This is a genomic window from Micromonospora sp. NPDC049240, from assembly GCF_040647835.1.
Lineage (GTDB): Bacteria > Actinomycetota > Actinomycetes > Mycobacteriales > Micromonosporaceae > Micromonospora.
The window spans coordinates 158,012-183,074 of sequence record NZ_JBEZCX010000002.1 but is presented as its reverse complement, the minus strand read 5'-3'; the positions used below and the strand labels follow the sequence as shown (position 1 = coordinate 183,074).

At 74.8% G+C, this 25,063-nt stretch carries 21 protein-coding genes; 10 read left to right on the top strand and 11 right to left on the bottom strand.

The window, feature by feature from the left end:
• Positions 1-58 precede the first annotated feature (58 nt).
• Positions 59-2,977: a BTAD domain-containing putative transcriptional regulator gene (locus AB0B02_RS04100; protein ID WP_357296655.1), complete on the bottom strand. Its 2,919-nt coding sequence runs from the start codon at positions 2,975-2,977 to the stop codon at positions 59-61.
• Positions 2,978-3,033: 56 nt separating this feature from the next.
• Positions 3,034-4,008 carry a nitroreductase gene (locus AB0B02_RS04095; RefSeq protein WP_357296653.1) on the bottom strand — a complete coding sequence of 325 codons (975 nt, stop codon included), beginning with the start codon at positions 4,006-4,008 and terminating at the stop codon, positions 3,034-3,036.
• A 175-nt stretch (positions 4,009-4,183) separates the two neighbouring features.
• On the opposite strand from AB0B02_RS04095, the gene AB0B02_RS04090 reads away from it, so the two are divergent.
• Entirely contained in the window at positions 4,184-4,822 is a 639-nt protein-coding gene (locus AB0B02_RS04090) for a response regulator transcription factor (protein WP_281935148.1), read from the top strand.
• Between the two features lie 12 nt (positions 4,823-4,834).
• On the opposite strand, the gene AB0B02_RS04085 is transcribed toward AB0B02_RS04090, so the two are convergent.
• Both AB0B02_RS04085 and AB0B02_RS04080 read right to left on the bottom strand, forming a co-directional pair.
• Positions 4,835-6,502, bottom strand: coding sequence for a GAF domain-containing sensor histidine kinase (locus AB0B02_RS04085; protein ID WP_281936251.1), 1,668 nt, complete (start codon positions 6,500-6,502; stop codon positions 4,835-4,837).
• Between the two features lie 92 nt (positions 6,503-6,594).
• Complete coding sequence (locus AB0B02_RS04080; protein ID WP_357296650.1) at positions 6,595-7,605, bottom strand: nitroreductase; 1,011 nt, start codon at positions 7,603-7,605, stop codon at positions 6,595-6,597.
• Between the two features lie 170 nt (positions 7,606-7,775).
• Between AB0B02_RS04080 and AB0B02_RS04075 the strand changes: the two genes are divergently transcribed.
• Positions 7,776-10,115, top strand: coding sequence for a heavy metal translocating P-type ATPase (locus AB0B02_RS04075; protein ID WP_357296649.1), 2,340 nt, complete (start codon positions 7,776-7,778; stop codon positions 10,113-10,115).
• 47 nt (positions 10,116-10,162) lie between these two features.
• Here AB0B02_RS04075 and AB0B02_RS04070 read toward each other — a convergent pair whose 3' ends face one another.
• The 6 genes from AB0B02_RS04070 to AB0B02_RS04045 form a co-directional block, all read right to left on the bottom strand.
• Positions 10,163-11,026: a universal stress protein gene (locus tag AB0B02_RS04070; protein WP_357296648.1), complete on the bottom strand. Its 864-nt coding sequence runs from the start codon at positions 11,024-11,026 to the stop codon at positions 10,163-10,165.
• Positions 11,023-13,425, bottom strand: a complete 2,403-nt coding sequence (locus AB0B02_RS04065; protein WP_357296647.1) for a phosphoketolase family protein — start codon at positions 13,423-13,425, stop codon at positions 11,023-11,025. Before AB0B02_RS04065 ends, AB0B02_RS04070 begins: the two co-directional genes overlap by 4 nt.
• Positions 13,426-13,553: 128 nt before the next feature.
• Complete coding sequence (locus AB0B02_RS04060; protein ID WP_357296646.1) at positions 13,554-14,384, bottom strand: universal stress protein; 831 nt, start codon at positions 14,382-14,384, stop codon at positions 13,554-13,556.
• Between the two features lie 66 nt (positions 14,385-14,450).
• The gene (locus tag AB0B02_RS04055; protein WP_281935138.1) at positions 14,451-15,275 is read right to left on the bottom strand and encodes an oxidoreductase; all 825 of its coding nucleotides are present in this window, start codon (positions 15,273-15,275) and stop codon (positions 14,451-14,453) included.
• The gene (locus tag AB0B02_RS04050; protein ID WP_357296645.1) at positions 15,272-15,835 is read right to left on the bottom strand and encodes a helix-turn-helix domain-containing protein; all 564 of its coding nucleotides are present in this window, start codon (positions 15,833-15,835) and stop codon (positions 15,272-15,274) included. Before AB0B02_RS04050 ends, AB0B02_RS04055 begins: the two co-directional genes overlap by 4 nt.
• Positions 15,836-15,902: 67 nt before the next feature.
• Complete coding sequence (locus AB0B02_RS04045) at positions 15,903-16,310, bottom strand: hypothetical protein (protein ID WP_357296644.1); 408 nt, start codon at positions 16,308-16,310, stop codon at positions 15,903-15,905.
• 41 nt (positions 16,311-16,351) lie between these two features.
• On the opposite strand from AB0B02_RS04045, the gene AB0B02_RS04040 reads away from it, so the two are divergent.
• The 7 genes from AB0B02_RS04040 (at position 16,352) to AB0B02_RS04010 (ending at position 22,186) form a co-directional block, all read left to right on the top strand.
• Positions 16,352-16,600: a hypothetical protein gene (locus tag AB0B02_RS04040; protein ID WP_357296643.1), complete on the top strand. Its 249-nt coding sequence runs from the start codon at positions 16,352-16,354 to the stop codon at positions 16,598-16,600.
• A 206-nt stretch (positions 16,601-16,806) separates the two neighbouring features.
• The gene (locus AB0B02_RS04035; protein WP_107159391.1) at positions 16,807-17,043 is read left to right on the top strand and encodes an HTH domain-containing protein; all 237 of its coding nucleotides are present in this window, start codon (positions 16,807-16,809) and stop codon (positions 17,041-17,043) included.
• Positions 17,043-17,618: a Clp protease N-terminal domain-containing protein gene (locus AB0B02_RS04030; RefSeq protein ID WP_281935134.1), complete on the top strand. Its 576-nt coding sequence runs from the start codon at positions 17,043-17,045 to the stop codon at positions 17,616-17,618. The genes AB0B02_RS04035 and AB0B02_RS04030 overlap by 1 nt, the downstream gene beginning before the upstream one ends.
• A gap of 91 nt (positions 17,619-17,709) precedes the next feature.
• On the top strand, positions 17,710-18,717 hold the full coding sequence (locus tag AB0B02_RS04025) for a diacylglycerol kinase family protein (RefSeq protein ID WP_281935132.1): 1,008 nt from the start codon (positions 17,710-17,712) through the stop codon (positions 18,715-18,717).
• Complete coding sequence (locus AB0B02_RS04020; RefSeq protein ID WP_357296642.1) at positions 18,710-19,711, top strand: YihY/virulence factor BrkB family protein; 1,002 nt, start codon at positions 18,710-18,712, stop codon at positions 19,709-19,711. Before AB0B02_RS04025 ends, AB0B02_RS04020 begins: the two co-directional genes overlap by 8 nt.
• Before the next feature lie 76 nt (positions 19,712-19,787).
• The gene (locus AB0B02_RS04015; protein ID WP_281935127.1) at positions 19,788-21,278 is read left to right on the top strand and encodes a phosphatase PAP2 family protein; all 1,491 of its coding nucleotides are present in this window, start codon (positions 19,788-19,790) and stop codon (positions 21,276-21,278) included.
• 5 nt (positions 21,279-21,283) lie between these two features.
• Positions 21,284-22,186 carry an endonuclease/exonuclease/phosphatase family protein gene (locus AB0B02_RS04010; protein ID WP_357296641.1) on the top strand — a complete coding sequence of 301 codons (903 nt, stop codon included), beginning with the start codon at positions 21,284-21,286 and terminating at the stop codon, positions 22,184-22,186.
• A gap of 177 nt (positions 22,187-22,363) precedes the next feature.
• On the opposite strand, the gene AB0B02_RS04005 is transcribed toward AB0B02_RS04010, so the two are convergent.
• A complete protein-coding gene (locus tag AB0B02_RS04005; RefSeq protein ID WP_357296640.1) occupies positions 22,364-23,326 on the bottom strand; it encodes a TIGR03557 family F420-dependent LLM class oxidoreductase in 963 nt (320 codons plus the stop codon).
• Between the two features lie 298 nt (positions 23,327-23,624).
• Between AB0B02_RS04005 and AB0B02_RS04000 the strand changes: the two genes are divergently transcribed.
• Positions 23,625-25,013, top strand: coding sequence for a cellulase family glycosylhydrolase (locus AB0B02_RS04000; protein WP_357296639.1), 1,389 nt, complete (start codon positions 23,625-23,627; stop codon positions 25,011-25,013).
• Positions 25,014-25,063 lie beyond the last annotated feature (50 nt).

Below are 25,063 nucleotides of genomic sequence, written 5' to 3'. Positions count from 1 at the left end.
CTCCCCTGGTCCGATGGGTTCGGTCCCCACCGTGCCGCCCGCCGGCCGTCCCGTCCTCTCAGCTCGCTCTCACCTCGCTCGCGGCGCGCGCCCGCGCCTCCCCGAGCAGCCGCAGCGCCCGCTCACGTTCCTGCTCCTCGCCGTGCACGCGGCACAGCGCCAGGCAGCCGCGCAACGCGGACCGGGCCGCCGGGAGCCGACCCAGGGCGAGGTGGGCGGCGCCGAGACGGCGCAACGCGATCAGCTCGCCGATGCCGTCGCCGACCTCCCGGCTGCCGGCGACCGCCTCGGTCAGCTCCGCCACCGCCCGCTCGTACTCGCCGGTGCGCAGGTGCAGGTCGCCGAGGTGACCCCGGCTGATGGCGGCGCCCCGCCGGTAACCCAGCTCCTCGCAGAGCGCCAACGCGCGGCGCAGCAACCGGCCGGCGTCCGCCTCCGCGCCGTCGCGCCCCAGCACCAGGGCCAGGCTGGTCGAGGTGTACGCCTCGCCGAACCGGTCGTCGAGCTGCCGGAACAGCGCCAGCGCCGCCCGGAAGGCGGTCTCCGCCGCGTCGGTGCGCCCGGCCACCCGGTGCGCCGCGCCGAGGCCGAACAGCACCTGCGCCTGCCCGGTCGGGTCGCCCAGCTCGACGGTGAGCGCCTCGGCCCGCCCCAGCGCGGTCATCGCGGCGGCGTCGTCGCGGCGCAGCCGGTGCGCGGTGCCGGCGGCCCGCAGCGTCAGCGCCTGCCCGGCGCGCTCGCCGAGCCGCTCGAACCGGCTCAGTGCCGCGTCGAGGCAGCGCAGCGCGTCGTCCAGCCGGTCCAGGTCGAGGTACCGCTCGCCGCGGGCCCGCAGCAGCCACGCCTGCCCGGTCTCGTTGCCGGCCGCCTCGCACGCGGCCAGCGCCTGCCCGGTGGTGGCGTCCCAGTCGTCGAGGTGCTCGCGCAGCTCGAAGAAGCGGCCGAGCGTGTTCGCCAGGTTCCAGGCCGCCTCGTCGAGCCCGGCCGACGCGGCCCGCCGGACCGCGCCGATGAGCGGGCCACGGGCCGCCTCGAACCACGACACCGGGTCGGCGAGCACCACGTCCAGCTCGGCCGCCGTCCACCGGGACCAGCGCGGCGCCGTGCCGGCCGGGCCGCGCCGGAAACCACCGGAGGTACGCCGGTAGGCCTCGTCGGTCAGCGTCAGCCAGCCGCCGACCAGCCGGGCCAGCGCCGCCCGTCCGACGCCGGCCGGTTCCTCGGCCGCGCCGCGTTCCCCGGCGTACGCCCGGACCAGGTCGTGCAGCCGGTAACCGGCCGGGTCGACGTCCACCAGCCGGGCCTCGACCAGCCGTTCGGTGAGTTCCTCGGCGGTGGCCAGCGGCAGGTCGAGCAGCGCCGCGGCGGCCCAGGACGGCACCCGGGGCAGGTCCACCGCACCGAGCAGCCGCAGCAGGCGGCGTTCCGCGCCGGTCAGCTCCTGGTAGCTGGTCGCCAGGCTGGAGCGGACCGCCAGGTCGCCGGTGCGCAGCACGTCCAGTCGGGCGCGCTCGTCGGCGAGCTGGTCGGCGAGCCGCCGTACCGGCCAGTGCGGGCGGGCGGCGAGCCGGGCGGCGGCGATGCGGATGGCCAGCGGCAGGTGGCCGCAGCGTTCGGCCACCCGGCGGCAGTCGGCGTGTTCGGCGGTGACGCGGGCCGGCCCGAGCGCGTGGCGGAGCAGGTCGACGGCCTGCTCGGCGGTGAAGACGCCGAGGTCGACGTGGGCCGCCCCGGGCAGGGCGGTGAGCCGTCGCCGCGCGGTGACCAGCACCGCGCATCCCGGCTCGGCGGGCAGCAACGGGCGGACCTGGTTCTCGCCGGCCGCGTTGTCCAGCACGACCAGCAGCCGCCGGCCGGCGGTGCGGGCCCGGAACAGGGCGGCCCGTTCGTCCGTCCCGGCGGGCACCGCGCGCGGGTCCTCGCCGAGGGCCTGGAGGAACCGGCCCAGCACCGCGCCCGGGTCGAGCGGCTCGCCGCCGCCGCGCAGGTCGACGAAGAGCTGCCCGTCGGGAAAGGACGCCCGGACCAGGTGTCCGACGTGGACGGCGAGGGTGGTCTTGCCGCCGCCGGCCACGCCGGAGACGGCGACGACCCGCGGCGCGGTCGTCGTGGCGGCGGTCAGCCGGGCCACCAGGTCGGCGGCGACGGCGTCCCGGCCGACGAAGTCGGGGGCGTCCATCGGCAGTTGCGCGGCGGCCGGCGCGGGCGCCCCGTCGGGGGCGTCGTCGAGCAGCGGATCACCGGCCAGGATGCGCCCGTGCAGGGCCTGGAGCGCCGGGCCGGGCTCCAGGCCCAGCTCGGCGACGCCGGCGGCCCGGCCCTGCCGGTAGACCTCCAGCGCCTCGGCCCGCCGGCCGGCCCGGTGCAGCGCCCGCATCAGCCGCTCGCGCAGTTCCTCCCGCAGCGGCTCGTCCCGCACCATCCGGTGCAGCCGGGGAATCAGCTCGGCGTGCCGGCCGAGGCCGAACTCGACGTCGACCCGGTCCCGTTCGGCGGCGAGGCGCTGCTCGGTCAGCTCGGCGACGGCGGCGTGGAAGCCGGCGGCGCCCGGGTCGCCGGGCAGCCGCACGTCGGCCAGCACCGGCCCGCGCCAGGCGGCGAGCGCGTCGCCGTAGCGGCGGGACGCCTCGGCCAGCCGCCCGGCGGCGACCAGCTCGGCGGCCTCGGCGGTGGTGGCGGCGAAGACGGTGGCGTCGAGCGCGTCGGGGGCGACGACGAGCCGGTAGCCGCCGGGGCTGGTGGCGATGGCGTCGCCGAGCACACCGCGCAGCCGCCAGATCAGCGTCTGCACCTGACCGACGGCCGTGTCCGGCGGTGCGTCGCCCCAGAGCGCGGCGAGCAGCAGGTCCAGCGGGACGACCCGGCCGGCGTGCACCAGCAGGACGGCCAGCACCGCCCGCTGCTTGGGGCTGCGCAGCGGGACCGGCTGCCCGGCCCGGATCACCTCGAGCGGGCCCAGGATCCGATAACTGACCATGCGGGCGACACCGTACCACCGGATCGACCGCTGTCGCTCCGGTCGCGGTGGCGGGGTCAGGCCCGCGCGACCGGCAGGTCGAGCACCTCGTCGACCGGGCGGCGCGGGGTGGCGCGGCCCGGTTGGCCGTACCCGACCCGCATCACCATCTGCGGCGTGCCGAACCGGCCCAGGGACAGCCGCAGCGCCTCCCGCGCGGCCGGCACCTCGATCGGCTGGGAGAGCATCGACACGGCGAGCCCGGCGTCGGTGGCGGTGAGCAGCACCCGTTGCAGGGCCTGCCCGGCGACGACCTGGTCGGTGCCGGTGTTGCCGGGGGTGCCGAGCACGGCGACCAGCGGCTCAGGTTCGAAGTCCCGGCCGGGCGCCCGGTTGCGTCCGCCGAAGCCACGCTGCGGTAGCAGGTCCTGCGGTTCGGTCTGTGGGCCGCCGGCGGCGGCCGGCACGCCGTCCGGGGCCGGCTCGGAGCGGATCCACGCCACCCGTTCGGCCACGTACGCGGGGTCGCGTTCCAGCACCCGGTGGGCGCTGCGGGCGACCTCGGCGAACGCGTTGACCGCGCTGGTGCCGATGACCAGTTCCAGCCAGCACTGCTCGGCGCGGGCCGCCTCGCCGAGCCGCCAGCGGGCCTCGGCCGGCACCGGGTCCGGCCAGAACGGCGCCCGGTTGCTGAACCGGCGGCCGATCGCCCCGTACAGGCTCTGCTCGGTCGGGGTGGGCCGGCGCGGCACGTCCGGCGTCAGCCGGGCCACCACGTCCGGTTCGGCGGGGTACGGGCGCAGCCGGACCGTCGCCGGGGTGCCCGCCACGGCCAGCGCCAGCCGCAGGTTGAACAGCGCCGCCCCGCACGCGATCCGCGCGCCCCAGCCGGTCGGGTCGGTGGCCGGCAGGCCGCGCAGCGGGTCGACGGCGACCTCGATGCCGCCGTCGTGCAGTCGGAACCGCCACGGCTGGGTGTTGTGCAGCGACGGCGCGCGTACCGCGTCGGTGACCGCGGCCCGCAGCTGCCCGACGGTGTATTCGGTCGTCATGGTCGTGCTCCCTCCGTACGGCGTCGGGCCTCCGGTTCCTACGGTGCGTCACCGGAAGCGTCCTGAGCAGGGCCGGAGGTCCCCACCTGGGCCGGTCCGACCGGCCCGGGGCGGCGCGTCGACGACGGGACCTTCGGCCCGTGCGGGACGCCGGGGCAGCGGGTAGAAAGGACTGATGATCCGGGTGTTCCTGCTCGACGACCACGAGGTCGTCCGTCGTGGCCTGGCCGATCTGCTGACCAGCAGCGGCGACATCGAGGTCGTCGGCGAGTCCGGCCTGGCCCAGGAGGCGGCGCGGCGGATTCCCGCGCTCCGCCCCGACGTGGCGATCCTCGACGCCCGGCTGCCCGACGGCAACGGCATCGACGTGTGCCGGGACGTGCGCGCCGTGGACTCGTCCATCAAGGGCCTGATCCTCACCTCGTACGAGGACGACGAGGCGCTGTTCGCGGCGATCATGGCCGGTGCGGCCGGCTACGTGCTGAAGCAGATCCGCGGCACCGACCTGGTGGACGCGGTCCGCCGGGTGGCGGCCGGACAGTCCCTGCTCGACCCGGCGATCACCACCCGGGTGCTGGAGCGCATCCGCAGCGGCGTGGAGCAGCCGCGGGAGCTGAAGTCGCTCACCGAGCAGGAACGGCGGATCCTGGAGTACGTCGCCGAGGGGCTCACCAACCGCGAGATCGCCGGCAAGATGTTCCTGGCCGAGAAGACGGTGAAGAACTACGTCTCCAGCGTGCTGGCGAAGCTGGGTCTGGAGCGGCGCACCCAGGCGGCGGTGCTGGCCACCCGGCTGCTCGGCAAGAACCACTGACCCCCGGCCGGGTCAGTCGAGCGGGACGCCCCAGCGCAGCTCGGTGCCGTGCGGCTCGACCCGGCGCAGCGTGAACTCCCCGCCGAGCCGTTCGGCCCGCTCCCGCAGGTTGACCAGGCCGCTGCGGGCCGCCGTCGGGTCGCAGCCGATCCCGTCGTCGGTGACCGTGATCTCGACCCGGCCGGCGTCCGCCGCGACCCGCACCGACACCCGGTCGGCCTGCGCGTGGCGGACCGCGTTGGACAGCGCCTCGCGCAGCACGGCCACCAGCTCGGGACGCAGCTCGTCCGGGACGGCGCTGTCGATCGGGCCGACCAGGTCCAGGTCGGGTCGGTGCCCGAGCGTCTCGGCGGCCACCTCGATGGCCTCGCGGATCTCGGTGCGCAGCGCCGCGCTCATCGGGGTGCGCAGCTCGAAGATGGTGCGGCGGATGTCGCGGATGGTGGCGTCCAGGTCGTCGACCGCCTGGTTGATGCGCTTCGCCACCTCGGGTCGGGCGTTCATCGCCCCGCTCTGGAGTTGCAGGCCGGTGGCGAAGAGCCGCTGGATCACCACGTCGTGCAGGTCGCGGGCGATCCGTTCGCGGTCCTCCAGCACCACCAGCAGTTCCCGTTCCTCCTGGCCGCGCGCCCGCTCCATGGCCAGCGCGGCCTGCCCGGCGAAGCTGGCCAGCAACGCGAGGTCGTCGTCGCCGGCCGGGCCGTGGTCGGGCCGGTGCGCGATCACCAGCACGCCGTGCAGCGTGTCGGCGGCGGCGAGCGGGGACACCACCGCCGGGCCGGCGACCACCGGCTGGGGCCAGGGCGCCGCCGCGGCCAGGTCGTCGACCTGCTCGTGCCGGCGCTCGGTGACCGAGCCGGCGAAGCTGGTCTCGCCGGCCGGCAGCACCGCGCCGACCAGTTCCCGGGCGATCGGGTCCGCGCCGTCGACCACCTCGACGGTGAACTGCGCCTCGTCCTCGTCGTAGAGCAGCACCAGCGCCAGCTCCGCCTCGGCGACCTCGCGGGCGCGACGCGCGACGAGCGACAGCGCGTCGGTGCGGCGCACCTCGCCCAGCAGCACCGAGGTGATCTCCGCGGCGGCGGCGAGCCAGCGTTCCCGCCGGTGCGCCAGCGCGTAGAGGCGGGCGTTCTCGATCGCCACGCCGGCCGCGGCGGCGAGCGCGGACACGATCTCCTCATCGTCCTCGGTGAACTCGGCGGCGCCCTGCTTCTCGGCCAGGTAGAGGTTGCCCCACACCTGGTCACGGATGCGCACCGGCACGCCCAGGAAGCTGTGCATCGGCGGGTGGTGCGGCGGGAAGCCGTACGACCGGGGGTGCCGGGTGATGTCCGGCATGCGCAGCGGCTTCGGCTCGTCGATGAGCAGGCCGAGCACGCCCCGCCCGTGCGGCAGCTCGCCGATGCGCGCGTGCAGCTCGGCGTCGATGCCGTGGACGATGAAGTCGTGCAGCATGCGGTCCGGGCCGATCACCCCGAGCGCGCCGTAACGGGCGCCGGCCAGCTCGCACGCCGACCGCACGATCCGCTGCAACGTGCTGCGCAGGTCCAGGTCGGAGCCGATGCCGACCACCGCGTCGAGCAGCGCACGCAGCCGTTCCCGGCTGGTGACCACCTCGCCGACCCGGTCGAGCATCTCCTGGAGCAACTCGTCGAGGCGGACCCGGGACAGCGGGGACAACCCGAGCGACGGCGTGACGGGCTCGTGCCGGGGGTTCGGTGCGGCGGCCACCGGCCGATGCTATCGCCCGGTGGCCGCCGCCGACGAGACCGTCAGGACGGCTGGTCACGGACCGCCGACGTGTCGACGGTCTGCGCGGCGTCCAGCCGCGGGGTGTGCGGCGGCCCGGCGTGCTCCGGGTCGGCCAGACCGAGCCGCATGCTCAGGTAGGGGTGGCCCAGGCCGGCCAGCGTCTGCCGGAGCACCTCGCGGGTGCCGTCGACCTCGACCACGCCGGAGAGCGGCACCAACGACACCCCGTGCCGGGTGGCTTCGAGCCAGGCGGCGGAGAGCGCCTCACCGGCGCGCAGCCAGCTCAGCGGCTCGTCCTCGGCGCCCCAGAGGACGGCGTAGACGGCGGCCTTGTCGTGGCCGGGGCCGATCGGCAGCGAGCCGGGGGTGCCGAAGTCGCGGCCCGGCACGGTGGTCTGCGCCGCCTGGTCGGGCAGCACCTCCGGCGGCAGGCCGGTGCCGGTGCCGGCCCGGTTGGTCCAGTACGCCAGCTCCTCGCGCAGCTCCGGGCTGTCCGCCTCGACGGCGGCGGCCTGCTGGGCGGCGCCGGCCAGCTCGATCTTCTGCATGTCGTCGAGGATCTGCAGGTCGACGCCCTCCCGGGTGGCGGCCCGGTCGATGTCGCCCAGCACGGCGGCGGGGATCGGCTCGTCGCTGACCGGACGCCGGTCGGTGTGCCGCACCCGCATGCACTGCACCAGGCGCATCGCGTCCGGGTCGGCGCCGGTGTGCCGCAGCCCGGTGAGCCGGGCCATCAGGTCGGGCTGGTGCGGGTCGGGCAGGCGCTCCACCACCGGCGTCCAGCCCTCGGCGGCCAGTGCCACCCGGGCGTGGTGCAGCGCCGCGCCGCAGCTCACCACCAGCAGTCGGCCCTCCGGGTCCATGACGCTGAGGTGCCGCTCGCGGACCACCCGCAGCTCCAGCGCGTCCGGCCGGACCGTCCAGTGCCAGGGCTGGGTGTTGTGCACCGACGGGGCGTGGCCGGCCGTTCCGGCGGCCTCCGCGAGCGCGGTGGTCAGCGGGCGATCGGTAGCCGGCGTCTCGTGGCTCATCGTCACGACCTTCCTGTCTTTCCCCCATCGTGCCCCACCTGCGGGGCGCCCGGGTGGGGTTGCCGCTCCATCCTCGGGCATGTCCGGACCTGCCGCACGGGGTCCTTCGGCCCCTCGGATTACCCGCGTTCGCCCTACCTGCCCCGCTTCGGCACTGAGACGATCCGCACGTGGGGACCGAACCGCGCGAGTGCGTACCCGAACGGCCGGCCCGCGCCCGACGGGCCGCGACCGCCGAGTGGGCCCCGTTGGCGCTGCTCACGCTCGCCGTGCTGGGCGGCGCCGCGGCGTGGTTCGCGGGCGCGCGGGGCGCGGCCGACCTGGTCTGGGCCGCGGTCACCGTGGCGGCGCTCGCGCCGGCCGCCTGGACCATGCTGCGCCAACTGTGGCGCCGGCAGTTCGGGGTGGACGTCATCGCGGTGCTGGCGCTGCTCGGCGCGTTGCTGGTGCGGGAGTACCTGGCCGGCGCCGTGATCGCGGTGATGGTGGCCACCGGGCGGGCGTTGGAGGAGTACGCCCGGCGCCGGGCCACCCGCGACCTGCGGGCGCTGCTGGAACGCGCGCCCCGGCAGGCGCGGCGGCGTACCGCGGACGGCGGGATCGAGGTGGTGTCGCTGGACCGGGTCGTCGCCGGTGACCGGCTGGTGGTCGGCCCCGGTGACGTGGTGCCGGTGGACGGCACGGTCGAGGAGGCGGCCACGCTCGACGAGTCGGTGGTGACCGGCGAGTCCCGGCTGGTCGGCCGCGCCGTCGGGGAGCAGGTGGCCAGCGGCGTGGTCAACGCCGGCGCGGGCTTCGGGCTGCGGGCCGACCGCAACGCGGCGGAGAGCACGTACGCCGGCATCGTCCGGCTGGCCGGGGAGGCCACCGCGCGCAAGGCCCCGATGGTGCGGCTGGCCGACCGGTACGCGGCCGGGTTCGTGCCGTTCACGCTGCTGCTCGCCGGCCTGGCGTGGCTGCTGTCCGGCGAGTTCGTGCGGGCGGTGGCGGTGCTGGTGGTGGCCACCCCGTGCCCGCTGTTGCTGGCCACCCCGATCGCGGTGGTCTCCGGGCTGTCCCGGGTGGCCCGCCGGGGCGTGCTGGTGCGCGACGGCGGTTCGCTGGAGCAGCTCGGCCGCGCCCGTACCCTGCTGCTGGACAAGACCGGCACGCTCACCGCCGGCCGGCCCCGGGCCGCGGAGACGGTGGTCGCGCCGGGCGGCGACCGGGACGAGGTGCTGCGGCTGGCGGCGTCCGTCGAGCAGCTCTCGCCGCACGTGCTGGCCGCCGCGCTGGTCCGGCAGGCCCGCGAGCGGGGGCTGCCGCTGGCCGGGCCGACCGACGTGACCGAGGAGCCGGGGCGGGGCGTGACCGGCCGGGTCGACGGCCGGACGGTGCGGGTCGGCCAGCTCGACGGCGAGCCGCCGGTGTGGGCGGACCGGGTCCGGGACCGGGCCGAGCGGTCCGGCCGGTCCACGGTCTGGGTCAGCGACGAGCACGGGCCGCTGGGCGCGATCCTGCTGGAGGACCCGGTCCGCCCGGACGCCCGGCGGACCGTGCGGCGGCTGCGCGAGGCGGGGCTGACCCGGCTGGTGATGGTGACCGGCGACCGTCCGCGTACGGCCCGGCAGGTCGCCCAGGTGGTCGGCGTGGACGACGTGATCGCGCGCTGCGCGCCGGCGGAGAAGGCCGACCGGGTACGCGCGGAGGCGGCGCGGGCGGTGACCGTGATGGTCGGCGACGGCGTCAACGACGCCCCGGCGTTGGCCGAGGCGCACGTCGGGGTGGCGATGGGCGCCACCGGGGCGACCGCCTCCGCCGACGTGGCCGACGCGGTGCTCACCGTGGACCGGCTGGACCGGCTCGCCGACGCCGTCGAGATCGCCCGGTACGCCCGCCGCATCGCGGTGCAGAGCGCCACCGTCGGCATGGGCCTGGCGGTGTTGGCGATGCTGGTGGCCGCCGCCGGCCGGCTGCCCCCGGTCGCCGGCGCGTTCCTCCAGGAGGGCATCGACGTGCTGGTGATCCTCAACGCGCTGCGGGCGCTCGGCGGTGGGCTGCGGCAGCGGGAGGTGCCCCCGCACACCCGGGAGCTGCTCGACCGGTACGAGCGCGAGCACGGCGGCGTCCGGGACGTGCTGGCCCGGTTGCGGGACACCGCCGACCTGGTGGCGACCCGCCCGGACGACCCGGGGTGTGTGCCGGCGGTGCGGGACGTGCACCGGCGCCTGGTCGACGAGGTACTGCCGCACGAGGCGGCCGAGGAACGGCAGCTCTACCCGGCGCTGGCCGGTCCGCTCGGCAGCGACGAGGCGACCTCGACGATGAGCCGGGCGCACGTGGAGATCGTCCGGCTGGTGGAGCGGATCGGCGGGCACCTGGCGGCGCTGGACGGCGGACTGCCCGCCGAGGAGGTGCCCGACCTGCTCGCCGCGCTGTACGGCCTGGACGCGGTGCTGCGCCTGCACCTGGCCCAGGAGGAGGAGGACTACTTCTCGCTCAACCCCGCCGACGGCCCTCCGGGGCGTTAGGAGGGGCCCCTTCTTATGCAGAATGCGTTAAGAAGGGGCCCTTCCTTCTACTCCCGGACCACCGCGACGGGGCAGTGCGCGTGCTGGATGAGCTGCTGGCTGACCGAGCCGAGCAGCATGCCGCGCAGCCCGCCCCGGCCCCGGCTGCCGACCACCACGAGCTGCGCCGCCCGGCTCGCCTCCACCAGCAGCGACGCCGCGCTGCCGGGCACCGCCGAGATCTCCACCGGCACGTCCGGGAAGGTCTCCCGCCACGGCGCCAGCTCCGCCTCGGCGGCGGTCCGCTCGCCGGCGGCGACGTCCTCCGGGTCGAAGTCCGGCGGCACCCACCGGTCACCCGGCGGCTCCCAGACCCGCAGCACCCGCAGCGGCACGTCCCGCTGGGCGGCCCGCTCCACGGCGAAGCCGAGCGCCCGCAGCGCCGAGGGGGAGCCGTCCGAGCCGACCACCACCGGCCCGGACGTGGCGGCCTGGCTGTCGCGGACCACGACCACCGGGCAGTGGGCGTGCGCGCTGACCGAGACCGCGGTGGAGCCGGCGAGCAGGCCGCCGAAGCCGCCGTGCCCCCGGCTGCCGAGCACCAGCATCCCGGCCCCGGTGGAGCGTTCCTGCAACACCAGCGCGGGCGGGCCGTCGAACACCTCGCCGTGCACGGTGATGCCGGGCCGCTCGGCGGCGGCGTCCGCCGCCGCCTTGCGGACCAGTTCCTCGACCTGCCGGCGGGCGTTCTCGTCCGGCCAGATGCCCGGGGCCACGCCGGGGCCGATCCAGCCGGCCACGGTCAACCACTCGAAGACGTACGCCAGCCGCACCGGCCGGCCCGACCGGCCCGCCTCGTCCAGCGCCCAGTTCAGGGCCACCGACGCGTCGGTCGAGCCGTCGTAGCCGACCACGATCTCCTCGTTGCTCATGCGTCACCCTTCACGGCCGGGTCGGTCTCGCGGATCCAGCGCCACTCGGCGACCCGGGGGTCGTCCTCGCCGTACTCGCGGGTGTGGTCGCGGCAGGCCTGGCGCGCGTCCACCATCTCCTGGCGCAGGTGCGCGGCGCGCGAGCGCAGCCCCGGCACCCGGTCGATGGTGTCGATGACCAGGTGGAAGCGGTCCAGGTCGTTGAGCATCACCATGTCGAACGGCGTGGTGGTGGTGCCCTCCTCCTTGTAGCCGCGCACGTGCAGGTTCTCGTGGTTGGCCCGGCGGTAGGTGAGCCGGTGGATCAGCCACGGATAGCCGTGGTAGGCGAAGATGACCGGCTTGTCGCGGGTGAAGATGGTGTCGAACTCGTTGTCCGGCAGGCCGTGCGGGTGCTCCGAGGGCGGTTGCAGGCGCATCAGGTCGACCACGTTGACCACCCGCACCTTCAGGTCGGGCAGGTGCCGGCGCAGCAGGTCGGCGGCGGCGAGCGTCTCCAGCGTCGGCACGTCGCCGGCGCAGGCGAGCACCACGTCCGGCTCGGCGTCGTCGTCGGTGCTGGCCCAGTCCCAGATGCCCAGGCCGCGGCGACAGTGCTGGACCGCCTCGTCCATGGTCAGCCAGTTCGGCGCCGGCTGCTTCCCGGCCACCACCACGTTGATGTAGTGCCGGCTGCGCAGGCAGTGGTCCATGGTGGAGAGCAGCGTGTTGGCGTCCGGCGGCAGGTAGACGCGGACCACCTCGGCCTTCTTGTTGACCACGTGGTCGATGAAGCCGGGGTCCTGGTGCGAGAAGCCGTTGTGGTCCTGCCGCCAGACGTGGCTGGAGAGCAGGTAGTTCAGCGAGGCGATCGGTTCCCGCCAGGGGATGTGCCGGGTCACCTTGAGCCACTTGGCGTGCTGGTTCACCATCGAGTCGACGATGTGGATGAACGCCTCGTAGCTGGTGAAGATGCCGTGCCGGCCGGTCAGCAGGTAGCCCTCCAGCCAGCCCTCGCAGAGGTGCTCGGAGAGCACCTCCATCACCCGGCCGTCGGGGGAGAGGTGGTCGTCGCCGGGCTCTCGGCGGCCGACGAACGCCCGGTCGGTGACCTCGAACGCCGCGCCGAGCCGGTTCGAGGCGACCTCGTCCGGGCCGAACAGGCGGAACGTCTGCGGGTTGCGGGCGATCACGTCGCGCACCCAGGGGCCGAGCGTGCCGGCCGCCCCGGCCACCGTGCCGCCGGGCTCCTCGACGTCGACGCCGTAGTCACGGAAGTCCGGCAGCTCCAGGTTGCGCAGCAGTTTGCCGCCGTTGGCCACCGGGTTCGCGCTCATCCGCCGGTCGCCGGTGGGCGGCAGCGCGGCCAGCTCGGCGACCGGCCCGCCGGTGGCGTCGAACAGCTCCTCCGGCCGGTAGCTGCGCAGCCAGCGCTCCAGCTCGGCCAGGTGCGCCGGGTTGTCGCGCACCTCGGCGATCGGCACCTGGTGGGCGCGGAACGTGCCCTCGACCTGCGTGCCGTCGACGGTCGCCGGGCCGGTCCAGCCCTTCGGCGTCCGCAGGACGATCATCGGCCAGCGGGGACGCTCGACGTCGCCGCCGGAGCGGGCCCGGCGCTGGATCCCGGCGATCTCGTCGACCGCCCGGTCCAGCGTCGCGGCGAGCAGGTGGTGCACCGCCGCCGGGTCGTCGCCCTCGACCAGGTACGGCTGGTAGCCGTAGCCGCGCATCAGGTCGCGCAGGTCGTCGGCGGGGATCCGGTCCAGTACGGTCGGGTTGGCGATCTTGTAGCCGTTGAGGTGCAGGATCGGCAGCACCGCCCCGTCCCGCGCCGGGTTCAGGAACACGTTTGACAGCCAGCTCCCGGCCAGCGGGCCGGTCTCCGCCTCGCCGTCGCCGATCACGCAGGCGACCAGCAGGTCCGGGTTGTCGAACGCGGCCCCGTACGCGTGGCTCAGCGCGTACCCCAGCTCGCCGCCCTCGTGGATCGAGCCGGGCACCTCCGGCGCCACGTGGCTGGGGATGCCGCCGGGGAACGAGAACTGGCGGAACAGCCGCTGCATGCCGGCCTCGTCGCGCGGGATGTGGTGGTACAGCTCGCTGTAGGTGCCCTCCAGCCAGGTGTTGGCGACCAGCGCGGGGCCGCCGTGGCCGGGGCCGGTGACGAAGATGGCGGACAGGTCCCGGTCGACGATGACGCGGTTGAGGTGCGCGTAGAGCAGGTTGAGGCCGGGGCTGGTGCCCCAGTGGCCGAGCAGCCGGGGCTTGACGTGCTCGGGCCGGAGCGGCTCGCGGAGCAGCGGGTTGTCGAGCAGGTAGATCTGCCCGACGGTCAGGTAGTTCGCGGCCCGCCAGTAGGCGTCCAGCCGGCGCAGCTCGTCGTCGGTCAGGGGGCTGTGCAGGTCCAGCGCGGTGTCCATGCTGCCTTGGCCTCTCGTGGCTCGGGGTCGTCTGCCACCCGGGGAGGAGATCGACCTCCCCGGCGCGTCCAGCCTCACCCCCGGGCGGGGGTGTCGGTCAGGGCCGTAGGTCCCGGGTCGGGCGGGCGTCATGCCCCCTCCCGGGCGCCCGGGTCGAGCCCCCGGACGACGATCAGCGGTGCCGGCGAGTGGTAGAGCAGGGCCTGGCTGACCTCGCCCAGACTGGACCGCACCGGCCCGTCGCCGCGCGCGCCGACCACCGCGAGCTGCGCCGACCGGGAGCGGTCGAGCAGGACGTCCGCGGGTACGCCGCGGACGGTCTGGCAGTCGGCGGCCACCCCGGGATGCCGCACGGCGTGCCGGTTGACCGCCGCTTCCAGCAGGCCGTCGTCGGCGTCGCGGCGCTCCGGTTCGACCACCCGGACGGCGAGCAGCCGGGCGCCCCGGCGTTCGGCGCAGTCGAAGGCGTACCCGAGCGTGTGGCGGGCGCCCGGCGAGCCGTCGTAGCCGACCAGCAGCGGCCCGGGCGGGGCCGGCTCGGACCGGCCGATCAGGACCGGACAGCCCGCGCGGGCGGCCAGCTCGACGGCGGGCGCGTCGGCCGCTACGCAGGCCGGGCAGGTGGAGATGCCGCCGTCACCGAGCGCTACCAGGAACGCGGTGCCGGCGGCCCGCAGCAGCGCCTCGACCGGTGAGCCCTCGACGATCTCGCCGCTGACCGGCACCCCTGGCGCGGCGTCGGCGGCGAGCTGGCCGGCCCGCTCCAGCAGTCGCTCGGCGTCGATGCGGGTGCCGCCGGCCGGGGCGGGGCCGCCGGTCGCGGCCCAGTTGAACGCGTGCATCAGGTGCAGCGGCCGGTCGTGGGCGGCGGCCTCGCCGGCGGCCGTGCGGACCACCGTCAGGCCCTCCGCCGACCGGCCGACGCCGACCACCACCGCGCCGTGCCTGGGTGCGGCCATGCCGGCTCACCTCCCGACCGGGTTCTTCACCCACGGTAGTCGGGTGGCCGGGCCGGCCGGACCGGGTCAGCGGAACTGGAGGCGGTTGACCGCGTCGAAGAACCGGGCACCGAACAGCCGGCGGGTGTGCACCATCGCCCAGGCGGCGGCGGTGACCAGGTAGCGGGTGCGGGGGCGGCGGGCCAGCACGGCCCGCTCGATCACCCGGGCCACCGCTTCCGGCGGGGCGGCGAGCGCCGGGTTCCGGTAGGACTTCGCCATCGACGCGTCGACCGCGGCCACCATCCGGCGGTACGGCCCGGTCGGCTCGGTGCCGGCGCCGAGCGAGGACGCGGCGACCGCGCCGAAGCCGGTGCGGATCAGGCCCGGCTCGATGACCGCCACGTCCACCCCGAACGGCCGCACCTCCTGGCGCAGCGCGTCGGAGATCGCCTCCACCGCGTACTTGCTGGCGTGGTAGTAGCCGCCGCCGGGGAAGACCAGCCGGCCACCCATCGAGCTGACGTTGACGATCCGGCCCCGGCCGGCCCGGCGCATGCCGGGCAGCACGAGCTGGGTGAGCCGGGCGAGCCCGAAGACGTTGGTCTCGAACTGGGCCCGCACCCGGTCCATCGGGGCCTCCTCGATCGGGCCGTACTCGCCGTAACCGGCGTTGTTGATCAGCACGTCGACCTGGCCGTGTGCGGCTTCCACCGCGGCGACGGCGGCGCGCATGGACGCCTCGTCGGTCACGTCGAGGGCGAGCAGTCGGGCGCCGGTGTCGGCCAGGTCGGCGATCGCGTCGACCTTGCGGGCGGTGGCGTACACGGTGAGGTCGGGGCGGCGGGCGAGCCGCGCGACGGTGGCCCGGCCGATGCCGGAGGAGGTGCCGGTGATCAGGACGGTGGTCATGCGTGGTCTCCCGGAGAGGTCAGGCCGGCGACGAGCAGCGCGACGCCGTCGCGCAGCCGCTGCCGGGGCAGGTCGGGGTCGGTGAGGTCGGCCTCCAGGCCGCGGGTGAGCGCGACGAGCACGTCGGCCACCGCGCGGGCCCGGGGCCCGGCGGCGTCCGTCAGCGTGCCGGCCACCAGGTCGGTCATCTCGGCGGTGTACGCCTCGACGAGGTCGCCGGTGAGCTTGCCGCTGGCGTCGAGCAGCTCGGTGGCGTGCGGGCTGTCCCGGTGCAGCGTGAGCGTGAGTTCCAGCTTGGCGGCGAGCACGTCGTGCAGCCGGTCGGCCAGCTCGCCGCCTCCGGTGGCGGCGGCCTGCCGGGCCCGGTCGAGCGTGTCGGCGAAGAGCCGCTCGGCCAGTCGCCGGTAGGCGTCGTTCTTGTTGCGCACGTACTGGTAGACCGCCGGCCGGGACATGCCGGCGGCGGCGGCGATGTCGTCCATGGTGGTGCGCCGCATCCCGTGCCGGGTGAAGCACGCGTACGCGGCGGCCAGGATCGTCTCCAACCGATCGTTCGACATGCTGACAAGTCTTGCATAAAACGTCAGGACGTCAACCGTGTCCCCGGTCACGCCGGGGCGGGGTTGTTCAGCGGGGGGCGGGCAGGGCGGGGTGCACGCGCACCACGACGGCGGTGGCGTTGTCCGCGTCGCCGGCCGCCAGGCTGGCGTCCAGCAGTGCCCGGACCGTCCGGGCCGGCTCCTGGCGGGCGGCCAGCAGGTCCCGCAGCCGGTGGTAGCCGAGCTGGTCGCTGACCCCGTCGGTGCAGAGCAGCCAGGTGTCCCCGCGACGCAGCGGGGCGGCGAGCAGGTCCGGTTCCGGCTGGTCCGGGTGGCCGACGTAGCGCAGCAGTTGGTAGCGGGCCCGGGCCGCCTCCGGGGAGTCGGCCGGCCACCAGCCGTGCAGCAGCCCCAGCCAGGCCAGGGTGTGGTCCACCGTGACCAGCTCCAGCAGCCCGTCGCGCAGCCGGTACGCCCGTGAGTCGCCGAGGTGCACGAGCCAGCCCCGGTCGCCGTCCGGCTCGACCCACCAGCGCGGTGAGCGTGCACCCGGTCAGCCCCGCGCGCGTGGCGCCGGCCCGGCGGACCCGACGCTGGGTCTCGGCGGCGGCGGCGTGCAGCCCGGCGGCGTCGACGACCGGCCACCCGGCGCGGACCCGCCCGACGAAGGTCTGCGTCGCGGTCGCGCCGGCCACCCGGCTGCCCTCGCCCTCGCCCATGCCGTCGCAGACCACGGCCAGCGGCAGTTCCTCGTCGACGTGCAGCACGTCGAAGTTCGCCGGATAGCGGTGCCCGACCACGCTGCCGCCGGCGACCTCCAGCGTGAGCCGCCCGGCGGTCAGCCGGCGGGTGGCCTCGACCGGCCGGTCCGGTGGGCGGCGGTGGAACACCAGCGGACCGTAGCACCGGCGCGGGCGGCGAACGGGCAGGTCGGGGCGTGTCTAGTGTCAACCGGGGTTGACGAGATGGCGCTGTCAACCTACATTGACAGCATGAGTCAGGCAACGGAACTCGCGGCGGCGGCCGGCAGCACCGACCCGAAGGTCGGCCTGCGGGCCGTGCTCGCCCTGCGCCGGCTGCTCGAACGGCTCGAGGTGGTCCAGGTGGACAACGCCCGGCGACAGGGCTGGTCCTGGCAGGAGATCGCCGACGCGCTCGAGGTCAGCCGACAGGCGGTCCACAAGAAGCACGCCGGGCGGCCGGCGGTGCGCGAAAGCTGGGAGGCGTGATGTTCGAACGATTCACCGACCGGGCCCGGGCCGTGGTGCACCACGCGCTCGTCGAGGCACAGACCGAGGGCCGGCGGCCGGTCGGCACCGAGCACCTGCTGCTCGGCGTGCTCGCCGACCGCGACAACCTGGCGGTCCGGCTGCTGTCGGCCGACGGCGTCGAGGCCGACGCCCTGCGCGCGGCGGTGGCCCGCCACACCGCACAGGGCGTCGACGGGCTCGGCGCGGCGGACGCGGCGGCGCTGCGCGAGATCGGCATCGACCTGGCCGCCATCGTGGCTCGGATCGAGGAGTCGTTCGGCCCGGACGCGCTCCGCGAGGCGACGCCGCGCCCGCGCCGGTGGTGGCGTCGCCGGCACGACAGCGGCCGGTTCTCGCCCCGGGCCAAGAAGGTGCTGGAGCTGTCGCTGCGCGAGGCGCTCCGGCTGCGTCACCGGCACATCGGCACCGAGCACATCCTGCTCGGCCTGCTGCGCGAGGGCGACGGCCTGGCCGCGCAGGTGCTCACCGAGGCCGGTGTCGACGTCGACGACCTGCGGCGGCGGGTCGACGCGGCGCTGCGCGAGGCGGCCTGACCCCCCGCCGGAATCCAAACCTGATTGCGGTCCTCGCAACGACCCCGCCCGCCGGGTCGCCGCCGCGCCCGGTGTCCTGCACACTGGCGCCGTGGACGGTGCAGACGACAAGCTTCCGGTGACCGCCGAGAACCGGACCCCGCGCTCGGCCGTGGTGGTGAACCCGGTGAAGGTGGCCGACCTCGACGAGTTCCGGCGGATCGTGGACGGCGCGCTCGACACGGCCGGCTGGCCGGCCCCGACCTGGTACGAGACCACGGTCGAGGACCCGGGCCGCGGCCAGGCGGAGGAGGCGGTGAAGGCCGGCGCCGAGGTGGTCTTCGCCTGCGGCGGCGACGGCACCGTGATGGCCTGCGTGACCGCGCTGGCCGGCACCGAGGTGGCGTTGGCCGTGCTGCCCCAGGGCACCGGCAACCTGCTCGCCGCCAACCTCGGCCTCTCCAACGACCTGGCCGCCGGGCTGGAGGTCGCCGTCGAGCGCGGAATGCGCCGGCTCGACGTCGGGGTGGTCGACGACAAGTGTTTCGCGGTGATGGCCGGGATGGGCTTCGACGCCCAGATGCTCGACTCCACCTCCGAGACCACCAAGAAGCGGATCGGCTGGCCGGCCTACCTGGTCGGCGCCGCCCGCCACCTGCGGGACCGGCCGATGCGGGTCTCGGTCCGCATCGACGGCCGGCCGCCGCTGCGCCGCCGCGCCCGCTCGGTCCTGGTGGCCAACGTCGGCCGCCTCCAGGGCGGGGTGCGCCTGCTCACCGACGCCGAGCCGGACGACGGCTGGCTCGACGTGGCGGTGCTGACCCCGCGCACGATCGGCCACTGGGTCGCCATGGGCTGGGCGCTGGTCCGCCGCACCGGCAGCGTGCCCCGGATGGAGGTGTTCCGGGCCCGCACCGTCGAGATCGCCAGCAACCGGGCCCAGCCCCGGCAGCTCGACGGCGACCTGATCGAGCCGGGCCGCTCGCTCACCGCCACCATCCGGCCCGAGTCGCTCTGGCTCTGCGTGCCACGCCCCGAGGACCACCCCGACCTGGCGGAGGACGCCGAGGCGGCGGCGGAGCGCGGTGAGCGCCTGATCAAGGAGGCGCGGCGTGAGTAGCACCAAGCTCGTCCCCGAGACGCGGTTGATGGCCGAGAACGAGCTGTCCGCCGACGACGCCTGGCGCACCCTGCGCCGGCACGGCGGCTGGTGCCTGCTGCGGGACGCGTTCATCCGGTTCCGCTACGGCGACGGCTTCAGCCACTCCCGGGCCCTGGCGTTGCAGCTCTGCCTCGCCGTCGTGCCGTTCCTGATCGCGCTCACCGGCCTGATCACCGACCTCGGCGCGGACGAGGGCGGCAAGGTCGTCGCCGACACGGTGCTGGCGATCACGCCGGGCCAGAGCGAGACGGTGGTGCAGGAGCTGCTCTCCGACGCCGACCGCACCGAGGACGCCGGCGAGCTGGCGCTGACCCTCGGTCTGATCACCGGGCTGGTGGCGCTGACCACCACGATGGCGCAGATCGAGCGCGGCGCCAACCGGATCTACGGCGTCGAGCGGGACCGCCCGGCGTTTCCGAAGTACGTCCGCGCGGCGATTCTCGCGGTGGTCGCCGGTGTGCCCGCGCTGACCGGGTTCCTGATCCTGGTCGGCGGCGGCGCGCTGGGCGACTCGGTGCGCCGGCACTACGAGTGGGGCGACGTCGCCACCGTCGTCTGGGACGTGGTCCGCTGGCCGTTGAGTCTCGGCCTGACCGTGCTCGCGGTGGCGGTGCTGTTCCGGCACGCGCCCAGGCGCAAGCAACCCGGCCTGTCCTGGCTCTTCTTCGGCGCCGGCATCGCCATCGCGCTGTGGTGGCTGGCCAGCCTGCTGCTCGCCGCGTACGTCAAGTACAGCGGCGGGTTCGGCCAGACCTACGGCGCGTTGACCGGCATGATGGCGCTGCTGCTCTGGGCGAACCTCACCGGCATGGCGCTCTTCGGCGGGCTGGCCTTCGCCGCCCAGTTGGAGGCCATGCGGATCGGGGTGGAGGAGCCGGCCCAGCCGGATCTGTGGGAGCCGGAGGCGCAGCGCGAGGAGCTGTTCGACACCGGGGAGATGACCGCGCTCTGACGCCGCGCCGACGCGGCGTGTGAGAGCCACGCCGATCGGGTACAGCGCGCCTCGCAGAAGAAAAGGGAGGTGCGGTGTGACCGCGGTCAAGGAAGCCGGGCGCCGGCCGCTCGGCCACTTCGCCGAGCGGAGCCTGGTCGGGCTGCTCGCGGTGGCCGGCGCGGGCGTCGCCTTCGGCGTGCTGCTCATGCTCGTCCGGTTCCGCTGGAGCCCGCTCCAGGACGCCGACCACGCGGCGGCCGAGTGGTTCAACAACCTCGTGGCGCCGCACCAACCGCTGGTCACCGTGCTGAAGGCGATCACCGACCTGGGCGGTCGGCCGGTGCTGATCTGGCTGATCACCATCGCCGTGGTGGGCCTGCTGATCCGCCGCCAGTCCCGGCTGGCGGTCTACCTGATCGTCACCGGCGTGGGCGGGCTGATCCTCGACCCGTCGCTCAAGGCGCTGGTGGGGCGGCTGCGCCCGGTGGTGGACGTGCCGATCGCCAGCGCTCCCGGCAACAGCTTCCCCAGTGGCCACGCGCTCGGTTCGTTCGTCGCGTACGGCGCGCTGCTGCTGGTGTTCCTGCCGGCCATGGCACCGCGCTGGCGCAAGCCGGCCATCGCCATCGCCGCCGTGCTGGTCTTCCTGGTCGGGCTGACCCGGATCGCGCTGGGCGTGCACTTCGTGTCGGACGTGCTCGGCGGCTGGCTGCTCGGCGCGGCCTGGCTGGGCGTCACCGCGTACGCGTTCCGGCTGTGGCGACGCGAGCGCGGCCGGCCGGTGCCGCCGCTGAGCGAGGGCCTGGAGCCGGAGGCGGGCGAGGAGATCAAGCCCGCCCCGGCCGAGGAGAAGGTGCTGGAGCACCCCCGCTCCGCGGTGGCCGAGCTGCTGGTCGGCTGGGTGATCGTCTTCGGCGCGCTGTACGCCTTCGGCATGTACGTCAGCTACCACGCCAAGGGCACGTTCTTCGACACGCTCGACACCGAGGTCCCGCGCTGGTTCGCCGCCCGGCACACCGACGCGCTCACGGACCTGAGCTGGTGGTGGAGCAAGTTCGGCGACACGCACGCCATCCTGCTGGTCTCGCTGGTGTTCTGCCCGATCGTGCTGGCCCTGTGGCGCCGCTGGCGGCCGGTGCTGTTCGTGGTGCTGGCCATGTTCGGCGAGCTGAGCCTGTTCCTGGCCAGCGCCCGGGTGGTGGAGCGGCCCCGCCCGCCGGTGGAGAACCTGGACGGCCAGATGCCCACCTCGTCGTTCCCGTCCGGGCACATCGCGGCGACCATCTGCCTCTGGGTCGCCATGGCGATCATCGTGTTCCCGCGTACCGACCGCTGGTGGCGGTGGCTGTTCGTGGCGATGGCCGTGATCATGCCGGCCGGCGTGGCGACCTCCCGGATGTACCGGGGCATGCACCACCCGACCGACTTCATGGGCGCGATCCTGCTCGGCACGCTCTGGCTGTCGCTGCTCTGGTGGGTGATCCGGCCCAACGCCGACGTCGCCCAGGGCAACCAGCCGGCGATCGAGTCCGAGCAGGTGGACGAGCTGGACGACGAGCTGGCCAAGGCCGGTCGGCCGGACTGACGACGATGCTGCGGGTGATGACCTGGAACATCCGCACCGGCGGTCGGGACCGTGACGGCACCGACCGCCGGGACCGGATCGTCTCGGTCGTCACCGCGCAGCGCCCGGATGTGCTGGCCCTCCAGGAGCTGCGCGGGCTGGACCGCACGCTGGGCGGGTTGGCGGAGCGGACGGGTCTGGTGCCGTACCTGGCCCGGTCCTGCTTCGGCCAGCCGGTGGCGGTGCTGGTCCGTCCGTCGCTGCGGGTGCTGCGGTCCGGGCGGGTGCGCCGGCCGTTCCACCACGCCGCCGCCCTGGTGCGGGTGGCCACCGGGGCGGGGCCGCTGACCGTGTTCAGCACCCACCTCAACCCCTGGTCGGGCGGGCGGCGGCGGATCGAGGCGGGCTGGCTGGCGGCGGCCGTGCGGCGCAGCGGGGGAGAGCTGGCAGTGCTCGCCGGGGACCTGAACACGCTGGAGCCGGCCATCGACCACACCGCCCGGCTGGCCGGGCTCGCCGCCGCGTACCGGCGTCGGCACCTGCGCCGCGACGGCCGCACCGTGGACACCCGCGCGGTGGCCCGGCTGCTCGACGGCGGCCTGGTCGACCTCTGGCCGCGGGCCGGTGGCGACGGGCCGGGCGGGCTGACGGTGCCGACCGGCCACGGCGGCGCGGAGTTCGCCGGGATGCGGCTGGACTACCTGCTCGCCACGCCGGCCCTGGCCGACCGGGTCCGCGCGGTCCGCGTGATCCGCGACGCGGAGGCCGACACCGCCTCCGACCACTACCCCCTTCTGGCCGAACTGGACCTCACGCCCGCCGCGTTGGACCAGTCGCGGATCTTCGGCAGCAGCCGCCCGGCGCGTGCGCCCAGCAGCACGAGCCCGAGCAGCGGCAGCGCCAGCAGCAGGGGTCGCGGCCGGTTCTAGAGGATCAGGTTGAGCAGCACGGTCAGCACCACCGAGGCCACGATCGAGAAGAGGATCATCAGGAGACAGCCGAACCCGCCGCCGGCGGGCCGGATCTCGGTGTTTCCGATGCGCATGACGTCACCTCCTCGGAACGACGGCCGGGCGGTGCCGCGGCCTGCGGCACCGCCGGGCCGGTCACAGCTCGCGCAGCCGGGGCAGCAGCTCCTCCTGGGCCCAGTCGAGGAACATCGGCTGACGGTCGCCGCCGACCTGGACCAGCGCCACGTGGGTGAAGCCGGCGTCGACGAACTTCTTGAACGCCTCGACGTGCCGCTCGACGTCCGGGCCGCAGGCGATGCCCTCGGCCACGTCCTCCTCGCGGACGAACTGGGTGGCCGCGTCGAACGCGTCCGGGTTGGGCAGGTCCGCGTTGACCTTCCAGCCCATGCCGAACCAGCGGAACTGGTCGTGCACGATCTTGCGGCACTCGTCCTCGTCCGGGCCGTAGCAGATGGCCACCTGGCCGTAGCGGGGGCGACCCGCGCCGCCGGCCTCCTCGTACATGTCGACGAGGTGGGACAGCGGGTCGGTGGCGATCATGGCGTCCGCGTACTCGGCGGCGAGCGTGGCGGACTGCCGGCCGGACGCCGCCACCGCCATCGGCACCGGCCGTTCGGGCCGGTCCCAGACGTACGCGTCGGGCACGTCGAAGTGGTTGCCGGAGAACGTCAGCGTCTCGCCGTTGAGCAGCGGCCGGATGATCTGCAACGCCTCCTCGAACATCTCGTGCCGCTGCTGCACGTGCGGCCAGCCGCCGACCACGTGTTCGTTGAGGTTCTCCCCGGCGCCGAGGCCGAGCGTGAACCGCCCGTCCGACAGCACCCCGATGGTGCTGGCCTTCTGTGCCACCACCGCCGGGTGGTAGCGGCGGATCGGGCAGGTGACGAACGACAGCAGCTCCGGCCGGGTGGTGGCGTGGGCGACCGCGCCGAGCACCGACCAGGCGTACGGCGAGTGGCCCTGCGACTCCAGCCACGGGTAGTAGTGGTCGGACATGACCAGGTGGTCGAAGCCGGCGGCCTCGGCGCGCACGGCGTGGTCGACCAGTTCCTTCGGACCGGCCTGCTCGCACATCAGGGTGTAGCCGACGTTCACCATGGCGCCTCTCCTCCCGGGGTGGATCGTCCCGGGATACCCCGTCGGCAGCGTGTCAACCTTGACGAGTGGTTTGAGGCTGCCTACAGTCCGCTTAACCGGTTCAGACCGGAGAGGCGCACCATCCTGTGGTGGGGATGACCGCCCCTGTGGCGGCCCGTGGCGACGCGGGCCGCCACAGGACTTAACCGGTTGCCTTCAGAGGCCCATCGGCCTACGCTGATGCCGGCGTCCGGGACCGTCATCACCATCACCGCACCCCCACACGGGCACGGGGGAGATCTCCCTCCAGAGGACAGCCATGAAGAAAATGCTCTCCGCCGCGGGCGTCGCCCTGCTGACGGCGCTCACCGCCGTCTTCGCCTTCGGGCAGCCGGCGCAGGCCGCGACCGGGTTCTCCGTCTCGAACGGTCGGCTCTACGACGCCAACGGCACCGAGTTCGTCATGCGCGGCGTCAACCACGCGCACACCTGGTACCCGCAGCAGACCAGCTCGTTCGCCAACATCAAGGCCCTCGGCGCCAACACGGTCCGGGTGGTGCTGGCCAGCGGTGACCGCTGGACCAAGAACAGCGCCGCCGACGTGGCCAACGTGATCTCACTGTGCAAGGCCAACCGGCTCATCTGCGTGCTGGAGGTGCACGACACCACCGGTTACGGCGAGGACGGCGCCGCCACCACGCTGGCCAAGGCGACCGACTACTGGCTGAGCATCGCCGACGTGCTCAAGGGCCAGGAGAAGTACGTCATCGTCAACATCGGCAACGAGCCGTTCGGCAACCAGGGCTACAGCGCCTGGACCACCGACACCTCGAACGCGATCAAGCGGCTGCGCGCCGGCGGCCTCACCCACACCATCATGGTGGACGCGCCGAACTGGGGCCAGGACTGGTCGTTCACCATGCGCGACAACGCCGGCACCGTCTTCAACGCCGACCCGCAGCGCAACACCGTCTTCTCCATCCACATGTACGGCGTGTTCGACACCGCCGCCGAGATCAGCGACTACCTGGGCCGGTTCCGCACCGCCGGGCTGCCCATCGTGGTCGGCGAGTTCGGCTTCAACCACTCCGACGGCAACCCCGACGAGGACGCCATCATGTCCTACGCCCAGACCAACCGGATCGGCTACCTCGGCTGGTCCTGGAGCGGCAACGGCGGCGGCGTGGAATACCTGGACATGACCACCGGCTTCAACCCGGCCCAGCTCACCAGTTGGGGCCAGCGCATCTTCAACGGCGCCAACGGCATCGCCGCCACCTCCCGTGAGGCCTCGGTCTACGCCGGCAGCTCGCCGAGCCCGACCACCAGCCCGACCACCAGCCCCAGCCCGACCACGAGCCCCAGCCCGACCACCAGCCCGACCCCGCCGCCGACCACCACGCCCCCGCCGGCCGGTGGCTGCACCGCCACCCTCACCGTCGTCAACTCGTGGCAGGGCGGCTTCCAGGGCGACGTCAAGGTGACCGCCGGTTCCGCCGCGATCACCGGCTGGACGGCGAAGTGGACGTTCGCCAACGGCCAGACCGTCAGCCAGGCGTGGAACGCCACGGTCAGCGGCAGCGGGTCGGCGTGGACCGCCCGCAACGTCGACTACAACGGCCGGCTCGGCGCCGGCGCCAGCACCACGTTCGGCTTCATCGGCAACGGCAGCGCCGCCACCCCGGCGGTGACCTGCTCCGCGAGCTGACCGACCGCGCATCGGGTGGCCGGGTCCGCACGGACCCGGCCACCTTTCTT

Bases quoted from the DNA above. Each gene is read 5' to 3' on its own strand.
- AB0B02_RS04100 (WP_357296655.1), bottom strand. From the start codon at position 2,977: ATGGTCAGTTATCGGATCCTGGGCCCGCTCGAGGTGATCCGGGCCGGG.
- AB0B02_RS04095 (WP_357296653.1), bottom strand. From the start codon at position 4,008: ATGACGACCGAATACACCGTCGGGCAGCTGCGGGCCGCGGTCACCGAC.
- AB0B02_RS04090 (WP_281935148.1), top strand. From the start codon at position 4,184: ATGATCCGGGTGTTCCTGCTCGACGACCACGAGGTCGTCCGTCGTGGC.
- AB0B02_RS04080 (WP_357296650.1), bottom strand. From the start codon at position 7,605: ATGAGCCACGAGACGCCGGCTACCGATCGCCCGCTGACCACCGCGCTC.
- AB0B02_RS04070 (WP_357296648.1), bottom strand. From the start codon at position 11,026: ATGAGCAACGAGGAGATCGTGGTCGGCTACGACGGCTCGACCGACGCG.
- AB0B02_RS04065 (WP_357296647.1), bottom strand. From the start codon at position 13,425: ATGGACACCGCGCTGGACCTGCACAGCCCCCTGACCGACGACGAGCTG.
- AB0B02_RS04060 (WP_357296646.1), bottom strand. From the start codon at position 14,384: ATGGCCGCACCCAGGCACGGCGCGGTGGTGGTCGGCGTCGGCCGGTCG.
- AB0B02_RS04055 (WP_281935138.1), bottom strand. From the start codon at position 15,275: ATGACCACCGTCCTGATCACCGGCACCTCCTCCGGCATCGGCCGGGCC.
- AB0B02_RS04050 (WP_357296645.1), bottom strand. From the start codon at position 15,835: ATGTCGAACGATCGGTTGGAGACGATCCTGGCCGCCGCGTACGCGTGC.
- AB0B02_RS04035 (WP_107159391.1), top strand. From the start codon at position 16,807: ATGAGTCAGGCAACGGAACTCGCGGCGGCGGCCGGCAGCACCGACCCG.
- AB0B02_RS04030 (WP_281935134.1), top strand. From the start codon at position 17,043: ATGTTCGAACGATTCACCGACCGGGCCCGGGCCGTGGTGCACCACGCG.
- AB0B02_RS04010 (WP_357296641.1), top strand. From the start codon at position 21,284: ATGCTGCGGGTGATGACCTGGAACATCCGCACCGGCGGTCGGGACCGT.
- AB0B02_RS04005 (WP_357296640.1), bottom strand. From the start codon at position 23,326: ATGGTGAACGTCGGCTACACCCTGATGTGCGAGCAGGCCGGTCCGAAG.
- AB0B02_RS04000 (WP_357296639.1), top strand. From the start codon at position 23,625: ATGAAGAAAATGCTCTCCGCCGCGGGCGTCGCCCTGCTGACGGCGCTC.